The 16,813-nt window shown below is 70.6% G+C and carries 13 protein-coding genes and 1 pseudogene; 9 read left to right on the top strand and 5 right to left on the bottom strand.

All coding sequences use genetic code 11. The annotated features are described in order from the left end of the window. Positions 1-723 precede the first annotated feature (723 nt). Positions 724-888: a hypothetical protein gene (locus TR50_RS40750; protein ID WP_042366415.1), complete on the top strand. Its 165-nt coding sequence runs from the start codon at positions 724-726 to the stop codon at positions 886-888. A 166-nt stretch (positions 889-1,054) separates the two neighbouring features. Here the strand turns inward: TR50_RS40750 and TR50_RS50295 are convergent. Both TR50_RS50295 and TR50_RS40745 read right to left on the bottom strand, forming a co-directional pair. Continuing rightward, positions 1,055-1,189 (bottom strand): annotated as a pseudogene (locus TR50_RS50295) (class I SAM-dependent methyltransferase); the annotation flags it as partial. 326 nt (positions 1,190-1,515) lie between these two features. Beyond that, complete coding sequence (locus TR50_RS40745; protein WP_042435143.1) at positions 1,516-2,367, bottom strand: LysR family transcriptional regulator; 852 nt, start codon at positions 2,365-2,367, stop codon at positions 1,516-1,518. Positions 2,368-2,462: 95 nt separating this feature from the next. On the opposite strand from TR50_RS40745, the gene TR50_RS40740 reads away from it, so the two are divergent. Continuing rightward, positions 2,463-3,194, top strand: coding sequence for an SDR family NAD(P)-dependent oxidoreductase (locus TR50_RS40740; RefSeq protein WP_042435133.1), 732 nt, complete (start codon positions 2,463-2,465; stop codon positions 3,192-3,194). Between the two features lie 186 nt (positions 3,195-3,380). Here TR50_RS40740 and TR50_RS40735 read toward each other — a convergent pair whose 3' ends face one another. Beyond that, complete coding sequence (locus tag TR50_RS40735) at positions 3,381-3,902, bottom strand: RICIN domain-containing protein (protein WP_042435129.1); 522 nt, start codon at positions 3,900-3,902, stop codon at positions 3,381-3,383. Positions 3,903-3,968: 66 nt separating this feature from the next. After that, complete coding sequence (locus TR50_RS47425; RefSeq protein WP_160311278.1) at positions 3,969-4,412, bottom strand: lectin; 444 nt, start codon at positions 4,410-4,412, stop codon at positions 3,969-3,971. A gap of 590 nt (positions 4,413-5,002) precedes the next feature. On the opposite strand from TR50_RS47425, the gene TR50_RS40725 reads away from it, so the two are divergent. From TR50_RS40725 to TR50_RS40705, 5 genes are all read left to right on the top strand, one after another. Then, positions 5,003-5,278 (top strand): helix-turn-helix domain-containing protein, encoded by a 276-nt coding sequence (locus tag TR50_RS40725; RefSeq protein ID WP_042435127.1) that lies wholly within the window; start codon positions 5,003-5,005, stop codon positions 5,276-5,278. Beyond that, the gene (locus TR50_RS40720) at positions 5,278-7,446 is read left to right on the top strand and encodes a hypothetical protein (RefSeq protein ID WP_042435124.1); all 2,169 of its coding nucleotides are present in this window, start codon (positions 5,278-5,280) and stop codon (positions 7,444-7,446) included. The genes TR50_RS40725 and TR50_RS40720 overlap by 1 nt, the downstream gene beginning before the upstream one ends. After that, positions 7,443-8,138, top strand: a complete 696-nt coding sequence (locus TR50_RS47420; protein WP_042435121.1) for a hypothetical protein — start codon at positions 7,443-7,445, stop codon at positions 8,136-8,138. Before TR50_RS40720 ends, TR50_RS47420 begins: the two co-directional genes overlap by 4 nt. A 56-nt stretch (positions 8,139-8,194) precedes the next feature. Beyond that, positions 8,195-10,456: a DEAD/DEAH box helicase gene (locus tag TR50_RS40710; RefSeq protein ID WP_052441871.1), complete on the top strand. Its 2,262-nt coding sequence runs from the start codon at positions 8,195-8,197 to the stop codon at positions 10,454-10,456. A 932-nt stretch (positions 10,457-11,388) separates the two neighbouring features. Next, on the top strand, positions 11,389-11,955 hold the full coding sequence (locus tag TR50_RS40705; RefSeq protein WP_042435118.1) for a GNAT family N-acetyltransferase: 567 nt from the start codon (positions 11,389-11,391) through the stop codon (positions 11,953-11,955). A 24-nt stretch (positions 11,956-11,979) separates the two neighbouring features. Here the strand turns inward: TR50_RS40705 and TR50_RS40700 are convergent, their stop codons facing one another. Further along, on the bottom strand, positions 11,980-14,526 hold the full coding sequence (locus tag TR50_RS40700; protein ID WP_160311277.1) for an ATP-binding protein: 2,547 nt from the start codon (positions 14,524-14,526) through the stop codon (positions 11,980-11,982). On the opposite strand from TR50_RS40700, the gene TR50_RS43425 reads away from it, so the two are divergent. Together TR50_RS43425 and TR50_RS40690 are read left to right on the top strand one after the other, a co-directional pair. Next, a complete protein-coding gene (locus tag TR50_RS43425) occupies positions 14,506-15,138 on the top strand; it encodes an integrase core domain-containing protein (RefSeq protein ID WP_160311276.1) in 633 nt (210 codons plus the stop codon). The two genes, TR50_RS40700 and TR50_RS43425, sit on opposite strands and share 21 nt — an antisense overlap. A gap of 186 nt (positions 15,139-15,324) precedes the next feature. After that, positions 15,325-16,813 (top strand): transposase (locus TR50_RS40690; protein WP_160311275.1); only part of this gene is annotated, 1,489 nt, incomplete at its 3' end.

Raw genomic sequence — 16,813 nt, 5'->3', positions numbered from 1 at the left:
AGCAGTCGCAGTAAGTCATGCTGGGACAGGGCCACCCTGCACCTCCTGAGTTGAACTGGCCGTTCGCTTCGGAGAGTTGCATGGTGGCCCGCCCTACGGGCAGGGAGCAGAGACCACGCAGGGTCACGCCCCCGGCGTACGCCGCAGCAGTGATCGGCTACACCACATCAAGGGACGCCATCAAGACGGTCTGGGCCGCCGTGTTCCGCTCCCGCTGATCCGTCCTGTCGGGCACACGCGCTGTGCACGCACGCCGACCCGGCGGCGTCGGCCGAGCCAGTACAACGCCCGTGGTGCTCGCAGCGGTGGCCGGGCCGGCCGCGCGACAGCTGGCCGTACGCCACCGCTTCGAAACCCAAGACCCGCAGGACGGCACGAGGAGCCGGTAAACCGGTGCGGCCGAATGGCCGGTCACGTCGGTGCCTGCGGTCATCAGCGCCCACCCTCGGGTCTTGCCGCCGCAGGCGTGCCAACTCGGCGCGGACGATCCGGACCGCCAGGCGTCAGCTCAGCCGCAGACGGAGATGGTGGCCTTGCGCTGCGCGCACTCTCATCGTGGCCTGCCTCTTTGGCTCGACAGTGGCGCATCGTCCTGGTCGTGTCACCCCCGATCTCCCAGCACGCTCGCCCTCCTGCTCCAAACGGGATGAGCCGGGACGTAAGTCGCCGCGCATGCTCGGCGGGTTCGCGGGCACATGCGGCTTCAAGGAGGTGGGATACACAATGGGTCCCTTGCTGTTGGTTCTACTGCTGGCTCTGCTTCTGGGCGGTGTCGGGTTCGCTGTGCACATCCTTTGGTGGGTGGCCATCGTGGTGTTGGTGCTCTGGGTCGCGGGGTTCTTCTTCCGCGGCGCGGGGGAGTCGCGCGGGCGCTGGTATCGCTGGTAGCCGTTACGCGGTGCACCCACGAACGGACGCGGGGCGGAGCCGACACCGGTGCGGCATCCGCCCCGCACCCGTCCCACCGCAGGGTGGGGAAGGAAGCACAGCCATGGAGACCGCGACGCTGGCCTGTAGGCCGGGGTGATGGCGATCTTCGGTTGGGCTTGTCGCGCTGCGTGTCGGCAACGGTGTAACCGGGGGCGGTGTCCGTCCAGTACGCGCAGGAGTAGGTCGTGGACGGGACCGGCAGCGGCCGGTGGAAGTCGTTGGAGCGGTCGTGGTGGTGGCTGGTCGCGGCTCGGTCGCGAGTTCTGCTGTGGAGTGCGCCGAGCGAGCCGAGGCGGGCTGCCGTGAGGGCTCGCCAGGGAGGCCGGCTCCGGGCACCGCCGGATCAGCCCGCGTTTCTCGACGGTCCGGCGCACCGTGCGCAGCGCCTCGCGCAGGTCCCCCTTGATGTCGGGGTCGCCGCTGGCGCAGGTATGTGCGGGACCGGGTTCGTCGGGTTGCGGCAGCGGGTGGCGCAAGGCTCGGCGCGAGCGCAGCATGAGGATCGGGGTGTCGGGTGCGCCGGCGGCGCTGCCGTCCCGGGCGTCCAGCCGCAGCGGGGCGCGGGCGCTGGCCGGGCAGTCGGAGTCACTGGAGAGGTGTCGCGGTCCGGACCAGGTCGGCGACGGCTCTGGAGCGGCTGTGCGGTGGCCAGGCGATCACGGTGGTGACTTGCGGGGCGTCCAGTACGGGCACGGCGGCGAGGTCGCTGTGCAGGTGGACTCGGCTCGACTCCGGAGCGACCGCGCAGGCGCGGCCGAGCGCGACGAGCTGCAACAACTGTGCGTGGTCGCGGACTTGAGGGCCGGGGCCGGGCGGGTAGGCGCCGTCGGGGTTGGGCCAGCGCGGCAGGGGCAGGCCCGGCAGGTCGGTGATGTCGGCCATGTGCAGATGGGGCCGGGCGGCGAGCGGATGCCCGGCCGGCAGGATCGCCACCTGGCCCTCCGTGCTGAGGTCTTCGGTGTGGAGCCCGGCCGTCGAGTCGAACGGCCGGTGCAGCAGCGCCACGTCGGCCCGGCCCTCGCGTAGGAGTCGTTCCTGTTCGGCCGGGCCGCACAGGATGACGTCGACGGGGACCGCGCCGGGTTCGGCGGCGTACGCGTCGAGCAGTTTCGCCAGCAGTCCGCTGGACGCGTTGGCTTTCGTGACCAGGACCAGGCCAGGACGGCCGGTCGCCGACAGGGCGGCGCGGCGGGTCCGGCGCTCGGCGGCGTCGACCGCGTCGAGGGCCGCCCGGCCTTCGGTCAGCAGCACCGCGCCGGCCTGGGTCAGCGTGACGGTGCGGCTGGTCCGGTCCAGCAGTACTGCCCCGAGTCGGCGCTCGAGCTGCCGGATCGCCCGCGACAGGGGCGGCTGCGCGATCCCGAGCCGCTGCGCGGCACGCCCGAAGTGCAACTCTTCAGCGACGGCGACGAAGTAGCGCAGCTCCCGGGTCTCCATCCGGCCACCGTACTCCGGATCCATACCCGGAAGGTATCGCTGCCCACTCCATCGGTCTTGGACCCCCGCCGGGGCCCGAGGGCAGCATGGTTCCCATGAGCGAACGAACGATTGCGCTGGTCACCGGCGCGAACAAGGGAATCGGTTACGAGATCGCCGCGGGCCTGGGCGCCCTCGGCTGGAGCGTCGGCATAGGCGCCCGCGACGACCAGCGCCGCAAGGACGCGGTGGAACGACTGCGCGCGGCCGGCGTCGACGCGTTCGAGGTACCACTGGACGTGACCGACGACGCGAGCGCGACCGCCGCCGCACGGCTGATCGAGGACCAGGCCGGGCGCCTCGACGTGCTCGTCAACAACGCCGGCATCGCCGGCGCCATGCCGCAGGAGCCCACCCGGATCGATCCCGCCACCATCCGGACGGTCGTGGAGACCAACGTCATCGGCGTCATCCGCGTCACCAACGCGATGATGCCGCTGCTGCGGCGCTCCGCCTCGCCGCGGATCGTGAACATGTCCAGCGCTGTCGGCTCCCTCACCCGTCAGTCCGGCAGGGCTGCTGACGAGACGGCAGGTCCGGTGGCGGTCGCGTACGCGCCGTCGAAGACGTTCCTGAACGCCGTCACCCTCCAGTACGCCCGGGAGCTGCGCGGCACGAACATTCTGGTCAACCTGGCCTGCCCGGGCTACGTCGCGACCGACCTCAACGGCTTCCACGGCGTGCGCACCCCGGAACAGGGCGCGGCGATCGCCGTCAAACTCGCGACCCTGCCCGACGACGGCCCGACCGGTCGGTTCTTCGAGGACGCCGGCGAAGTGCCCTGGTGATGTGGACGGCAGTCATCGCCCTCCGGGGCGAGGCCGCTTCGCCCGGGCCAGCCGGCCGGGCCTTTGGGCTGGTCGACGCCGAGGCGGTCCGGCGGCTGGTCGCAAGCTCGGGTGGGCGATGCGCCAGGTCGTCCTGGCGCTCGCCCGCCTCGTCGACCGCGTCCGCGCCTCACGTTCTGGCGGGCATCAGCCGCCCCACACCATGTCTTCGTTCGGGAAGTCTCCGCACTGGAAGAGCCTTGCGGGGTTGCCGTTGCCCAGGCCGCCCCAGATGTTCAGGCAGTTGTTGAGCGCCGACCTCGGCTGGAGCTGCCAACTGCCGTTGTCGTTGAGCATGTTCCATGTGCCGTCGGCGTCGCCGTTGCAGGTGAAGAGCTTGATGTCGTTGCCGGAGACGTCGCCGCCCTGCCAGTCGTTGGCGCACAGCTTCGTGTTCGTCACCGACTGGAGCTCGAAGTGGTAGCTGTCGGTGTAGATCTGGTTCCACCTCTCTGCTTCGTCGTTGGAGCTGCACGGCCATGAGGTGAGCTGCTGGCCCACGACGGCGTTGTTGCCGGGGATGTCGAGGCAGTAGTAGCCGTTGCCGTTCCCGGGGAAGAACACGGCGACGTCGTACTGGTTGGCGTCGGCGTGGGCGGGGGCGAGGCCGATGGTGAGGGCCGCTATCGGGGCCGCGGCAGCGGCCAGGGCGGCGAGGCGTTTGCGCATGAGTGGGTCCCTTGCAAAGTCGTGGTTGGTTGGGTTCGCGTCGGTGCGGGCTGTGGTGGAGCGGTCTCAGCAGCGGCCGCGGGTGTTGGTGGCCCAGAAGGCGATGCCGCCGCCGTAGAGAACGACGTTGTCGTCGTCCTGGACTGCGAGGGTGTCGGCGCCCCTGCCCCAGGTGTTGGAGGACCACCGGGCGTCCTGCGATGGCCAGGTGCCGTAGACGACGAGGTTGCCGTCGTTCTGGAAGGTCATGTAGTCGGGGCCGTGGCCGTTGATGTTGAACGTGTTCGAGGCCCAGATGGCTTTGTTGGATCCGTTGCAGTAGAGGACGAGGTTGCCGTCGACCTGCATCGTCAGGTGTGTGGTGGCTGAGTTGATCGACTGTCCGCCGTAGAGGTTGAACACGTAGCCGACCTGGGTGGTGGCGCTTGCCGGCGCTGCGCCGGCGATCATGAGTCCCACTGCTGCGGCAACGGCGGTCGTGGCGCCGACGGCCTTGCTTCGAGTCGTCATCGTTTGTCTTCTCTCGTCGTGTGGTTCAGGGCACTGTGCGGTCGGCGGCGACCAGGAGGTTCGGAACCCTGACGCGGGCCGCTCTGGTGCCGCAGGGCCGGGTGTCGACCGCGTGTCGGGGCCGGTCGGCCGGAGGTGGTGACCGGCAGCACTGTTGTGGCAGCCGTGCGGATGCCGCCCGGGGCGGCAGGTCCCTGTCCGGTCCTGTTGGCCAGGCTGGTGGTTTCGGCCGGTGGGCGGCCACGTCAGCGGCCCGCCAGTTTTGGCGGGCGGGCTTCGGGCGGGGTGCGGTGGCTGGCCTGGGCCGCCCGTTGGGGGTGCGGCCATGGGTTCCGTCGAGCGGCCCGGCGGCGGGGCCCGGGCGATGCTGGTGGGAGCCGGGTCGGCGCAGGTGCAGATCCGTCCCGCCGGCGGTGATGTCTCCGACGGATCGCCCAACGCGTCGCCGTCAGTGGTGGCTTGCCGAGACTCTCGGCCCGGGGGGGGGAGCAGACGGGAGAAGAAGACCGCTCCGAGCAGCTTTGGATATTAGATCCGTGCCTAGGTAGCGCCTTAGATTCAGCCTATGCTGTGCGGGAGGAGGTACTGCCATGCCCGACGCCCGCCCCCTGATCGACGCCGTCGACGCCCTGCTCGCCGAACACGGCGAGCCGGACCTGCCCGCCCCCGCAGAGAGGGCGCGCCTGCGCAGGGCCGCCAAACTGACGCAGCGCCAGGTCGCCGACGCGCTCGGCGTGCGCGTCGAGACGATCTGGACCTGGGAGAAGGGCCGCACCGAACCCCGGCCGCCGCATCGGGCCGCCTACGCGCACCTGCTGCAGCAGATCGCCACCCGACTCGCCGACGAACCGACGCAGGGGCAGTGATGGACGCCAAGACCTACAACGCCGGTCTCGCCGACCTGCGCCCGCTGCGCGACGACATCGCCAAGGCGGAGAAGTCGCTCGCGAAGCTGCTGCGCGACCGTGAGAGCCGGGTGCGCAAGCTCGGCGACTTCGAGGACGCGAAGGCCGCCACGATCGCGAAGGCCGCCGGGGTCAGCATCGGGGACGTCGTGGCGCTCGTTCCGCGCCTGGACCCCACGCCCGGTCATGCCCGCGCCCGGCTCCAGCAGCCTGCAGCCGCACTGGCCTCCCCACCCCTCGAAGCGGACGCCGAGACCGAACCGGAGGGCGCTGTCGCGCCCACGTTCCACACCGCCGCAGCCGCCTCGCACGAGCAGGCCGCAGAAGCTCCGCTCGTCACGCCGCCGACAGGCCAGGCTGAAGACGACGAGGCACCCACCACCGCCACAGCGCACCACGAGTCGCCGCCGCCCGCGGTGCGACGTCCAGGTGAGCGCATCGAGCTGCCCTCGATCCCGGACGGAGCGCAGGGCGAGGCCTACACGGCGGCGACGGAGAACCTGTTCTCCCAGCGCCCCAACTTCACGCAGGCATCCCGGGAGATGGGGTTCCTGGACGCCGCCACCGGGGTGCTGGTCTGGCGCGGCGGCGAGGTCCGCCTGGAGCTCGGGGCACGTACCCCGGGAGAGATCCTGGACGCCGCCCTGGCTGCCGCGCCGGGCATCGAGCGCCTCTACGTCACCGCAGGGGACCCGTGGCTAGCGGGAGCCGAGCGGTACCCGACGCTGAAGCAGGCCGTCAACGCATGGCTCAACACCGAGGCCCAGCACTGGACGGTCGACACCGGTCGCGGCCGGGACCGCATGGCCGGGCACTTCGTCCACGCGCGCCAGCCGGTCGGCCGCTACACCCGCGCGGGTGCCGAGCGGAACGCGGAACATGTGGAGATCCGCTCGGTGCGCGAGTGGTTCGACCCGGACGGAGCCGACCCGCGGTTGGTCCGCGAGGCGTTCGTGTGCCTGTGGAAGGCGTTGAAGGTCAAGTGGCCCGACGTGGTCCTGATGGGCTCGCCGTCGCAGACCGGCAAGGACCTGTGGGCGCGGACCATCCCGCTCAAGGGTCAGTGGGCGGGTGGCTACCCGGTGCTGTCGGAGGAGCTGCGCGCCCTGTTCCATGCGACGGCCGGGCAGGGCCGCACCGAGCTGATCCTGCCGCCGCAGGTTCCGGCCGAGCTGCCGGGCCTGGTCGAGTACGACCGCACCTTCGCCTACGCCCGGCACACCTGGCGCAGTCCGGTCGGCACGCCGCGGCGCGTGACCGGGGCCGAGTTCGCGAAGATGGGCGAGGCGGAGCAGAAGAAGCTGCTCATGTCCCCGGCCCACATCCGGGTCCGGGCCACGGTGCCGCAGGGGTGGCGGCACATCGGGCTGCTGCCCGCGCCGATCAGCGGGGACCGCAACTGGGAGTACCCGTCCACCCCGGGCGCCACGTTCACGACATGGGCCGGCGGCGCTGAGGTCTACACGGCGCTGTCGAACCCTTTTCAGCCGTGGCGCATCGAGGTGCTCGACGCGCTGGTCTTCGCCGAGGGCGAGCCGATGGACAAGTGGTCCAAGTGGCTCAAGGAGGCCTGGGCCTCGCTGACGGCCGGGGCGCAGATCCACGCGGACGCCCGGCAGCGCCAGGCCCTGTTCCTGGCCTCCCGCGCGGTCCGCAGCATCCTGCTGTTCGGTATCGGCGGCTTCGCGCAGCGCCCGCGCCTGGTCACCGGCACCACTTCGCTCGACGAGCTGCACCTGGTCCCCGAGGGCGCGGAGATCCTCACCCATGACGAGCGGCAGGTGACCTGGCAGCGCGTCAGCGGCTTCTCCCGCGACCCCATGGCGCACCCCGAGTGGTCCGCGAGCGTGTGGTCCGGGGCGCGCGCCGCGCTGCTGTCGATGCGGATGCGCCCCGAGAACGTCCAGGTCGGCGCCCTGCACGTCGCAGCCGGGCAGGTGGTGGCGTTCCGCACCGACGCGATCTACCTGACCGCCCGCCACGACTGGCCCTACCACGGCGAACCGGGCGACTACCTTCTGAAGGGCCACCTCGCCGGACCTGTCCCGGCGCCCACGAGCGAGGACGAGCTGCTGGTGCTGCGCGACAAGGGCCGCGCCGCCCTCGCCGCTGTCGGGGGTGAGCGATGACCACGCCGCCGCAGCCCGGGGAGGCCGCGAGCCTCGCGCAGCAGCTGGTCGACGCCGGGTTCAACCGCCGCCAGATCGCCGACATGCTTGAGCGCAACGCCTCCCTGGTGTCCCAGTTCTTCACCAAGGGCAAGGGCGCAAGCTTCGTGCCCGCGCTGCGCCAGCTGGTCCGCGCCGTCGCGGGCGGCGAACGCGACCCGGACGCGCTGCAGGCCATCGCGCAGCAGAACGTGACCCGACGGTTGACCCGCGACGGGCACGTGGCGCGGGTCCGCGGCCGCGACGTGCTGGAGACTCCGGGCGGGTCGATGGCCGGCCGCGCCGGACGGCAGGCGATCGCCCGTGGTGCCGGGCACCTGGCAGGCGTCATCCACGACACCGCCGAGCGCGGCGGCCGGGTCGCTGTCACCGTGCGCATGCGCAAGCGCCACTTCGCGCTCTCCTCCGGGTCCAAGGACGACTCGCCGGGGCTTCGCCGCGGCGTCGTCCCGCGCGCGGACGGCACCGAGGAGCGCTCCTACGGCTCGAAGGTGTCGGGCGGCTTCGACGCCCGCGAGTGGTCGGCGCTGGTCGCGGCCGCCGGAGGCGACGTCACCGCCGCCGTCCTGAAGTGGCTGGTGGAGACCGGCCGGGCCACCGAGGACGCTGAGATCATCTACATCGAGGTCCGCGGCTGGACCCCCCGCCGCTGACCACGCGTCACGCCCCGCAGGAACTGACGCAGGACCGCTCGGAAGGGATCAGGGAAGTGGAGACCCAGGTCGTGGACACCGATGCCGATTCCGGCTCGGTCGACGACGCGGGGGACCAGGCGGTGCCGCACGAGCGCGCGCCCGAGGCGGCAGGCCCGTTCCTGATCCCGTTGCGCGAGCACCAGAAGCGGGCTGTCACCGCGGCCTGGCGGGCGGTGCGCGACGGCGGCCGCGCGATCGTGGAGTCCTGCTGCGGCTCCGGCAAGACCCTGATCGCCGCGGCCTGTGCGCGGCGCGTCGCGCCGCGGGGCACGGTGCTGGCCACCATGCCCACCATCGAGCTGGTCTGGCAGACCGCCGGCGTGTGGCTGGGGCACGGCGGCCGCCGCGGACCGGTCGTCATCGTCTGCTCGTCCTCGGAGAACCGGGAGCTCGAGGAAGCCGGCTTGAGGGTCGACGCGGTCATCACCACCAAGGCGCACAAGATCGCCGACGTGGTCCGCGCGGCCGCCGGCGGGCCCGTGACGGTGTTCGCCACCTACGCCAGCATCGACCGCGTCGTCGAAGCCCACGCGCTCCACGCGATGCCGGGCTTCGACCTCGCGGTCATCGACGAGGCCCACCGCACCGCCGGATCGTCTGCCAAGCCCTGGGCCGCCGTCCACGACGACACGAAGATCCCCTCCCGACGGCGCCTGTACTTCACCGCCACCCCCCGCATCGCCGGAGGCATCACCGCCGGCCTGGAGGACAGCGAGCAGAACGTCGTCTGCTCCATGGACGATCCCGAGGTCTTCGGCGAAACCGTCTTCCGCTACCCGGTCGCCCAGGGCATCGCGGACGGCCTCATCGCCGACTACCAAGTCATCGTCCCGGTCATCACCGACCAGGACCTCCAAGAGCTCCTCAACGAACCCGGGATCAGCGACCTGCGCTCGCGCCGCACCAACGAGGAACTCCAGCGCCTGGCCCTGCAGATCGCCACCTGCCGTGCGATCGAGACCTACGGGCTGGAGCGGGTCATCACCTACCACTCCCGCATCCGCGGCGCCCGCGACTTCGTCCACACCCTCCACCACGCCGCCGAGCTCCTGCCGCCCAGCGACCGCCTCACACACCTCTACCGCGCCGCCGTCGCCGGCAGCGACAGGCTCAAGGACCGCCGCCACGCCTTCATGGAGTTCGCCACCGAGAGCTCCAAGGGCGGGCACCGCTGCGGCTTGATCGCCAACAGCCGCCTCCTCGCCGAGGGCATCGACCTGCCGGCCGTCGACGCCGTGATCTTCGCCGACCCCAAGAACTCCATCGTCGACATCGTCCAAGGCGCAGGCCGCGCCTTCCGCGTCCCCTTCGGCGTCACCGGCAAGGTCGCCAGGATCATCATCCCCGTCTACCTCCCCGCCACCACCGGCGACGCGACCGCCGACCCGCAGGACACCGAGACCGAGCTCAACCGCAGCGCCTTCGCCGCCGTCTGGCAGGTCCTGCGCGCGCTCGCCGCCCACGACGAACGCGTCACCGCCCGCATCACCGAACTGCGCACCAACCGCTACGGCACCGAGCAACTGCGCCCCCACACCGCCGAGCCCGGCCTGGAGGAGGTCCAGGACGCCGAGGAACTGGAGAACGGGGCCAGCGACGAGGACGCCAAGTGGCTACGGGTGGAGACCACCGCCTACGAGGACCAGATCCTGCGCACCCTCAAGCTCCGCGCGCTCAGCCCCCGCACCGCCGAGTGGGAGAAGTGGTACGAGCGCGCCGACTCGTTCCACCGTCAGCACGGCCACCTCGACGTCCGCGAAGGCGACCTCGTCGACTGGCTGAACCGGCAACGCGAGCAGTACACGGCCGGACGGCTCGACGCCGCCCGGACCAGCGAGCTCGACCGGATCGGCATGATCTGGGACAAGCACGCCCACGCCTGGGCCCGCGGCTACGCCTACGCCAAGGCCTGGCACAAGATCCATGGCGACCTGGCCGTCCCCGGGGGCGCCAAGATCGACGGCTACACCGTCGGCCGGTGGATGCGCGTCCAACGGCTGAACCCGAACCTGCCCCCGGAACAGCGGCAGCTGCTCGACGCTCTGGACCCGCTGTGGCGATGGGATCCGAAGTGGCAGCGCGGCTACCGCCGCATGGCCGCGTACCTCGAGGCCGGAGGGAGGCTCAGCGGTCCGCGCAACCGCCCCGGCCTCGGCGACGATGTCGGCTTTCGGCCCGGCGTATGGCAGCACCAGCAGGTTGAGCAGGTTGGCACGCTGGACGTCGCCCAGTTGGCACTTCTCGACCAACTGGGCCGTTGGCGGGGCCTGCGTTGACAGGCCGTCGCAGGGGCTGTGCACCTCGCCGGGGTCTGACATGAGGAGACCTCAGGCGACGACTTGAGCATGCACAGTCCGCGGAGCTGGCCGGTCACTGGTGCTACCTACAAGGCGACGCCCCGCTTGAATCTGCAGCGTCGATAGAAGCAGCTGCAAGTCAGTCCGCCCCAGTCGTGGAAGGCGTCACGGCCCAGGTCGCGAAGACGATAGAGACGGCTGGCCGAGTTCACCGCCGCGAAGAGCGTTGCCTCAAGCGCGTCCTCCAGCGAGCCACGGAGGCCGCCGTGCTGATTCGCCCACTCCGTAAGCACGTGCGCGGCCTCGGTGCGAATGACCGGCTGGTAGTTGCCGGGCTTAACCGAGCGAAGCCAGTAAGGGCCATGACGGGTGCCTCCGCGACGACGCCGCCTCCGGCGTAGTCGTCGCGGAACTGCTCGTGGGTGACGACAGCGGCCAGCAAGTCGGTGTCCTGGCTGACCCGTGGAAAGCGAAAGGACTTCAGGTCGACCCGGCCTACCCGTGGGCATGACCATCGGCGAAGGGATGGTCTCGAAAGTTCACGAAGGTCCGGCCAACGAAGTCGAGCTCAGTCACCGATTCACGCTACCCCGCGGCCAACGACTCACTGCGACGGCATCACGGAACTCCGGCCAGACCCCCGAAAAGGACCAGGGATGCTGTTCGCTCCAGCTCGTTCATCGCTCAACGAAGTGGTGAAGGCGGGGAGCGTCCAGCGACATGTTGGGGCCCGACCGTCAGGTCGCCGGCCCGGAGGTCGGTGAGGGCCAACTGCGGGGGGCCGGGGGCCGTCTCCGCCTCGAGCTCACCCTCTAGGCACGCGCCACCTGGCTGGACCTCTGGCGGGCCTGGCTCCGCCAGCGCTGAAACGCCGTTGACGGCGGGGCCACGACCGGGCTTGGCTGGGCGGCATGGAGGAACTGACGGAGGGGCTGCGCTACGTCACGGTCGGCGATGTGGCGCAGGAGATCGAGGACTGGCGGTATGTCCACAACGAGGTCATTCCGTTTGATCCGCTCTCGGCGGAGCAGGTGGGCGAGCGCGCGACGCGCTATCGCCTGGAGGTGCTCTACCTTGGCGGGCAGGCGGTCGGTTGCTCGACCGAGCGGCCGCCAACCGAGGAGGACCCGGTGGTGACGGTGATTGTCCGCATCCTGCCGGAGCACCGACGCCGTGGGCTCGGCACCGCGCTGTACCGGCGCGCTCTGGACCGGGCCCGCGAGCTCTCCGCGGTCGGCGGTGCCACGGAGGCCGGGGTGGGGATCGTAACGGTGGTGCTCGCCTCGGACGAGTCCGGGATGCGCTTCGCCGAGCGCATGGGCTTCATCGAGATCGAGCGCAGGGGCCTCGTGGAGATCGAGCGCTACCTCCTTGACCGCGACAACGTCCCGTGCCTCGTGCTGCTGCGTCTGGAGGAGCCGGATCGTGCCCTCACCACCGTCCCACCCAGGAAGCCGCACGTCAGCCGAACCCTATGAATCGGGCGACAGGGTCCCACAGGTTCAGGGCGCGGCTGAGGCCAACCGCTGGCTGATCTTTTCGGCGAGTTCGGTGTACGACAGTCGTTCGTAGAGCTCCAGCGACTGGAGCCATTCCTCGCGGGCATCCGAGGTCAGCCCGAGGGCATGGAGTACGTCGCCGATGTCGCGTCGAGTGTCGGCCTCCCGGTGTTTGTCGCCCAGCTCCACTCGTGTCGCCAGCGCTTGCCGGTAGGTCTGCAGGGCTCCGGTCAGCTCTCCTTTGAGGCGCTGGACGTCCGCGATGTTCTCCAGCACCTGCGTGGTGTTGGAGCGGTTGCCGACGAGGTGGTGCTTGTCGAGTGCCAGATGGTGGCTGGCCAACGCTTCGTCGAGACGGCCGAGCCGGAACTGGGCGACCCCGATGTTGCCGAGCGCGGCCGCTTCGACCTCGGCGATGCGCGGGTCCGATGTCGTGAGCTCCCGGCAGATGCCCAGGGCCTGGTCGTAGCAGGCGATCGCGTGGGTGAACTCGCCCTGGGAGCTGTGGGTGCTCCCGATGTTGAGGAGCATCTGCGCCTGCAGGCGTTGCTCGCCGAGCGATCGGCTGAGATCAAGGGCCCGTTTGAAATGGTCACGCGCCGTATCCAGCGCGCCGAGCAGGATGTGCGACTTGCCCAGGCCGCTGAGAAGTCGGCACACGGCCAGTCGGTCGCCCAGAATGCCGGCAGAGGTGATCGCCAGCTGGGCCATGCGGTGCCATGCGTCGTGCCGTCGGCACACGGTGAAGTAGAGCACCAGGACGAAGGTCAGCTTCCAGACCGCCTCGTGGCGTCCCTTGGCCGCGGCGGCTTCAATCGCGGAGCAGATGTTGCCCCATTCGACTTCGTACCATTCCAACGCCGCGCGGTAGTCGGCGAACCCGGGTGATTCGATCACCGGGCCGGGCAGCGGCTCGACGCGCACGACGGGATTGATGAACTTCGAGGCCGCCTCGGCAGTGACGAAGAACCACATGAGAAGCCTGTCCAATGCGGCCTCCCTGCTCGCCGCGGGAAGCGCCTCCGCCCGGCGTCGGACGAAGGCGCGGATCAAGTCGTGGAACCGGTAGCGACCCGGTCGCGGACTGGACACGAGCTGTTCGTCTACCAGCAGTTCCAGGGTGCGCTCTGCCTCGGCCGGAGTGACAACGGTCAGCGCGGCCGCCATCTCGGCGGTGAACTCCTCACCGGGGTGTTCGGCGAGGAGCAGGAGGAGTCGGCGGTGTGCATCTTCGAGCCCCCGCAGGGAGAGATCGAAGACCGACTCCAGTGAGCTGCCACCAACCCGGAGGGCGTCCAGCGCGCTGTGTTCCAGGCGTCGCGCGAGTTCGTCCACGCTCCAGGCGGGTCGGACGCGGAGTCGGGCGCCGGCGAGGGCGACGGCCAGTGGGAGTCGGCCGCACGCCTCGACCACCCGGCTCGCGGCATCGGGTTCGGCGGCGACCCGCTCCCGGCCGCCGAGCCGGGCCAGCAGTTCGACGGCCTCGACCCGGCTGAACACGTCGAGGTGGTGGACGACGGCACCGTCGAGGTCCGCCAGTGTGCGTCGGCTGGTGATCAGCACCAGGCAGGCGGGGCCGGCGGGGAGCAGGCTACGGACCTGTCGCTCGTCGGCGGCGTTGTCGAGGACGACCAGCGCCTCCCGGTCGTGCATACGGTCACGGAACATCGCCGCCCGCTCGTCGAGGCCGCCCGGGACGTGCTGCGCGGGTACTCCCAGCGCCCGCAGGAATCCGCCCAGGACATCCCTCGGATCGGCCGGTGCCCGCTCCGGGTCGAAGCCGCGTAGGTCCGCGTAGAGCTGCACGTCCGTGTAGCGCCCGGCGCGAAGGAGCTCGTGGGCGGCGTGCAGCGCGAGTTGCGTCTTGCCGACGCCGCCCATGCCTTCGATGGCCGACACCACCACGGTGCCGCCACCGCCCCGGTCGGCCGCGGAGGCGGCGTCGAGCAGCCTGGCCAGGGCGTCCTCGCGCCCGGTGAACGTCGCGAGATCCCCGGGGAGCTGCCGCAGTACCCCGGCCGGACCGCCCGACGTGGTGCCGCGCTGGATCCGGGCGTATGCCGCCCGCCAGCGGTCGACCTGCGGTTCGTCCGCGCCCAGCGCCCGCACGACGGCGAGCACCAGATCGAGGTCGAGGCGGCGCCGCCCGACTTTGAAGACGTCCACGAGCGTGGACGCCGGCAGGACACGGGCTGGCCGCACCAGCGGGCCGACCCGCTTCGCCAGCACCCGATAGGAGGGCATTCCCGCCGACGCGCGCAGCTCGCCCAGCATTCCGATGTACTCCGCCAGATCCTCGGCCTGGTCCGGATCCGGCGTCGAACGCCCCTGCTGAATTGCCATCCCCCACCCCCGTGAAGCCGTGCCGCTGACAAGCAGCGGTCGGACAGGAGTGTACGGATTCGTACGGGACGGGACCGCGCGCTGCGGTGCTTGTGCACCGAGGGCACCTGAGCTGATCTCCGGGCCTGGTAGCCGACTTGATAGCTTGACCCGACCGGCAATCGGGTGACCTACGGGGGTGGGATCGTGAGCGGACAGATCGCGCACGCCATGGAAGACGCCGCGCGCAAGGCCGAGCAGGGGCTGGCCCAGGACTTCAGCAAGGCCTACCACTCGATCCTGAAGGACACCGAGGAGAAGACCACACAGGTTGCCGAACACGCCGCCGAGAACGAGGCGAAGACGGTCGAGGACCTGGGCAAGTCCGCCGAGCATGCCACCACCGAGCCCCACGAGCCCCACCCGGACGGCGGCGGCCCCGGCCCCCGACGGGCCTCCGAGAACGACGAGAACCTCCCCGGCGACGGCCGCCGGCAGGTCGTGCTCACCGGCGTCCGGATGCCGCGCATGAACTCCATCATGGAGCGCTGGGTGCAGACCTGCCGCCACGAAGTCTTGGACCGGACGCTGATCTGGAACGAAAGCCACCTGCGCCGCGCACTTCGCGAGTTTGAGCAGCATCACAATGCCCAGCGGCCCCACCAAGCGATGAACCAAGCGGCACCCCTACGCGCAGTCCCCGAGCCGCTCGAACAAGAGCGGATCACCCGCCTGGACATACGCCGGAGACCGACTCGGCGGCGTCATCCACGAGTACCGACATGCTGCCTGAACTGCGCGGATGAGGTTGTCGGCAGGCGCAGTGATCTTGGTGGCTAATTCTAAGTTAGCTTCCCGGTAAGCGAGTTGGCTTCTGTTGTGGTGAGATCATGGCGGTCTTCCTTGCTTCTGGGTGGATCGGAGTGTGTGGTGTCGGTGCAGCCGCGGCCGTGGCCGGAGCCGGATCCTCAGGTGGCTGCGGCGATCCGGGCGATCTATCGTGGCCGGCGGGAGGTTCCGTTGCCGGTGCAGGTCCGCGATCGCCTGGGTGAGCTGTTCCCGGACGCGGTCTTCGCGGAAGCGTTCGGGAAGGCTGGCAAGCCCGGCTGGTCACCGGGGCGGCCCGCCCTGGCCACTGTGCTGCAGAAGGCGGCGAACCTCACTGACCGGCAGGCCGCCAGCGAGGTCCGCGAGAACCTGGCCTGGAAGTACGCGCTCGGCCTGGGCCTGGACGACCCGGGCTTCGACCACAGCGTCTTGTCGGAGTTCCGCTCGCGGGTGGTCGCCCATCACCTGGAGGGGCGGTTGCTGGACCTGCTGCTGGAGCGGCTGCAGGCGATGGACCTGCTGGGTGCGGGCGGGAGCCAGCGAACCGACTCCACACACGTCGTATCGGCAGTGCGGGATCTGAACCGGCTGGAGCTGGCGGGCGAGAGCGTCCGGGCGGTGCTCAATGCGCTGGCCTCCGCCTGCCCGGACTGGGTGGACCAGGTGCTGGTGGTGGACGACTGGAGCCACCGCTATGCGGACCGGGTGGACGCCTGGCGGCTGCCAACCTCCAAGACCGGCCAGAACGAACTCGCGCTCGCCTACGCCACCGACGGCTTCACCTTGCTGCAGGCCCTCTACGCGCCCGCCTCGCCGACGTGGCTGCGCGAGCTGCCCGCGGTGCAGATCCTGCGACGGGTGCTGGTGCAGAACTACACCCGCGCGACCGACCGGGCCGGACGGGTACGTGTCCGGCTGCGCGACCGGACCGAGGACGGCGGAGACGGCCTCCCGCCTGCCCCGATGCGCCTGGCCTCGCCCTACGACACCGACACCCGCTGGTCCGCCAAGCGCGACATCTTCTGGAACGGTTACAAACTCCATGTCTCGGAGACCTGCCACCCGCAGGCGGACGGCGACCGGCCCGCCCGGCCGAACCTGATCACCAACGTGGCGACCACCTGCTCGACCCTGCCGGACTCCAAGACCCTCGACGCGATCCACCACGCCCTTCAGCACCGGAGTCTGCTGCCGGCCCGGCACTACCTCGACTCCGGCTACCCCAGCGCGGACCTCATCGTGTCCGCACGACGGACCTACGGCATCGCCCTGGTCACCCCGGTCCTGCTCGACACCTCTCGTCAGGCCAGAGCCCAAGAGGGCTTCTCCGCCCACGACTTCACCATCGACTGGGAGAACTCAAAGGCAGTCTGCCCAGCCGGGAAGACCAGCACCACCTGGAACCCCAACATCCAAGACGGTGTCCCCAAGACCGTCGTCTCCTTCGCCGCCCTCGACTGCATCCCCTGCCCCTACAAGAAGCAGTGCACCAGCGCGCGCCGCAACCGCCGCCAGCTGAGCCTCTACCCCAAAGAACTCACCGAAGCCATCCGCGACGCCCGCGCCCAGCAGCAGACCGGAGACTGGCAACGCGACTACGCGCTCCGCTCCGGCGTCGAAGGCACCATCCGCCAGGCCACCCACACCACCGGACTACGACGAGCCCGCTACCGCGGCCTGGCCAAAA

Source organism: Streptacidiphilus anmyonensis (assembly GCF_000787855.1).
Classification (GTDB): Bacteria; Actinomycetota; Actinomycetes; order Streptomycetales; family Streptomycetaceae; genus Streptacidiphilus; species Streptacidiphilus anmyonensis.
The sequence above is the reverse complement of the archived record's forward strand: the minus strand, read 5'-3'. Positions and strand labels throughout refer to the sequence as shown.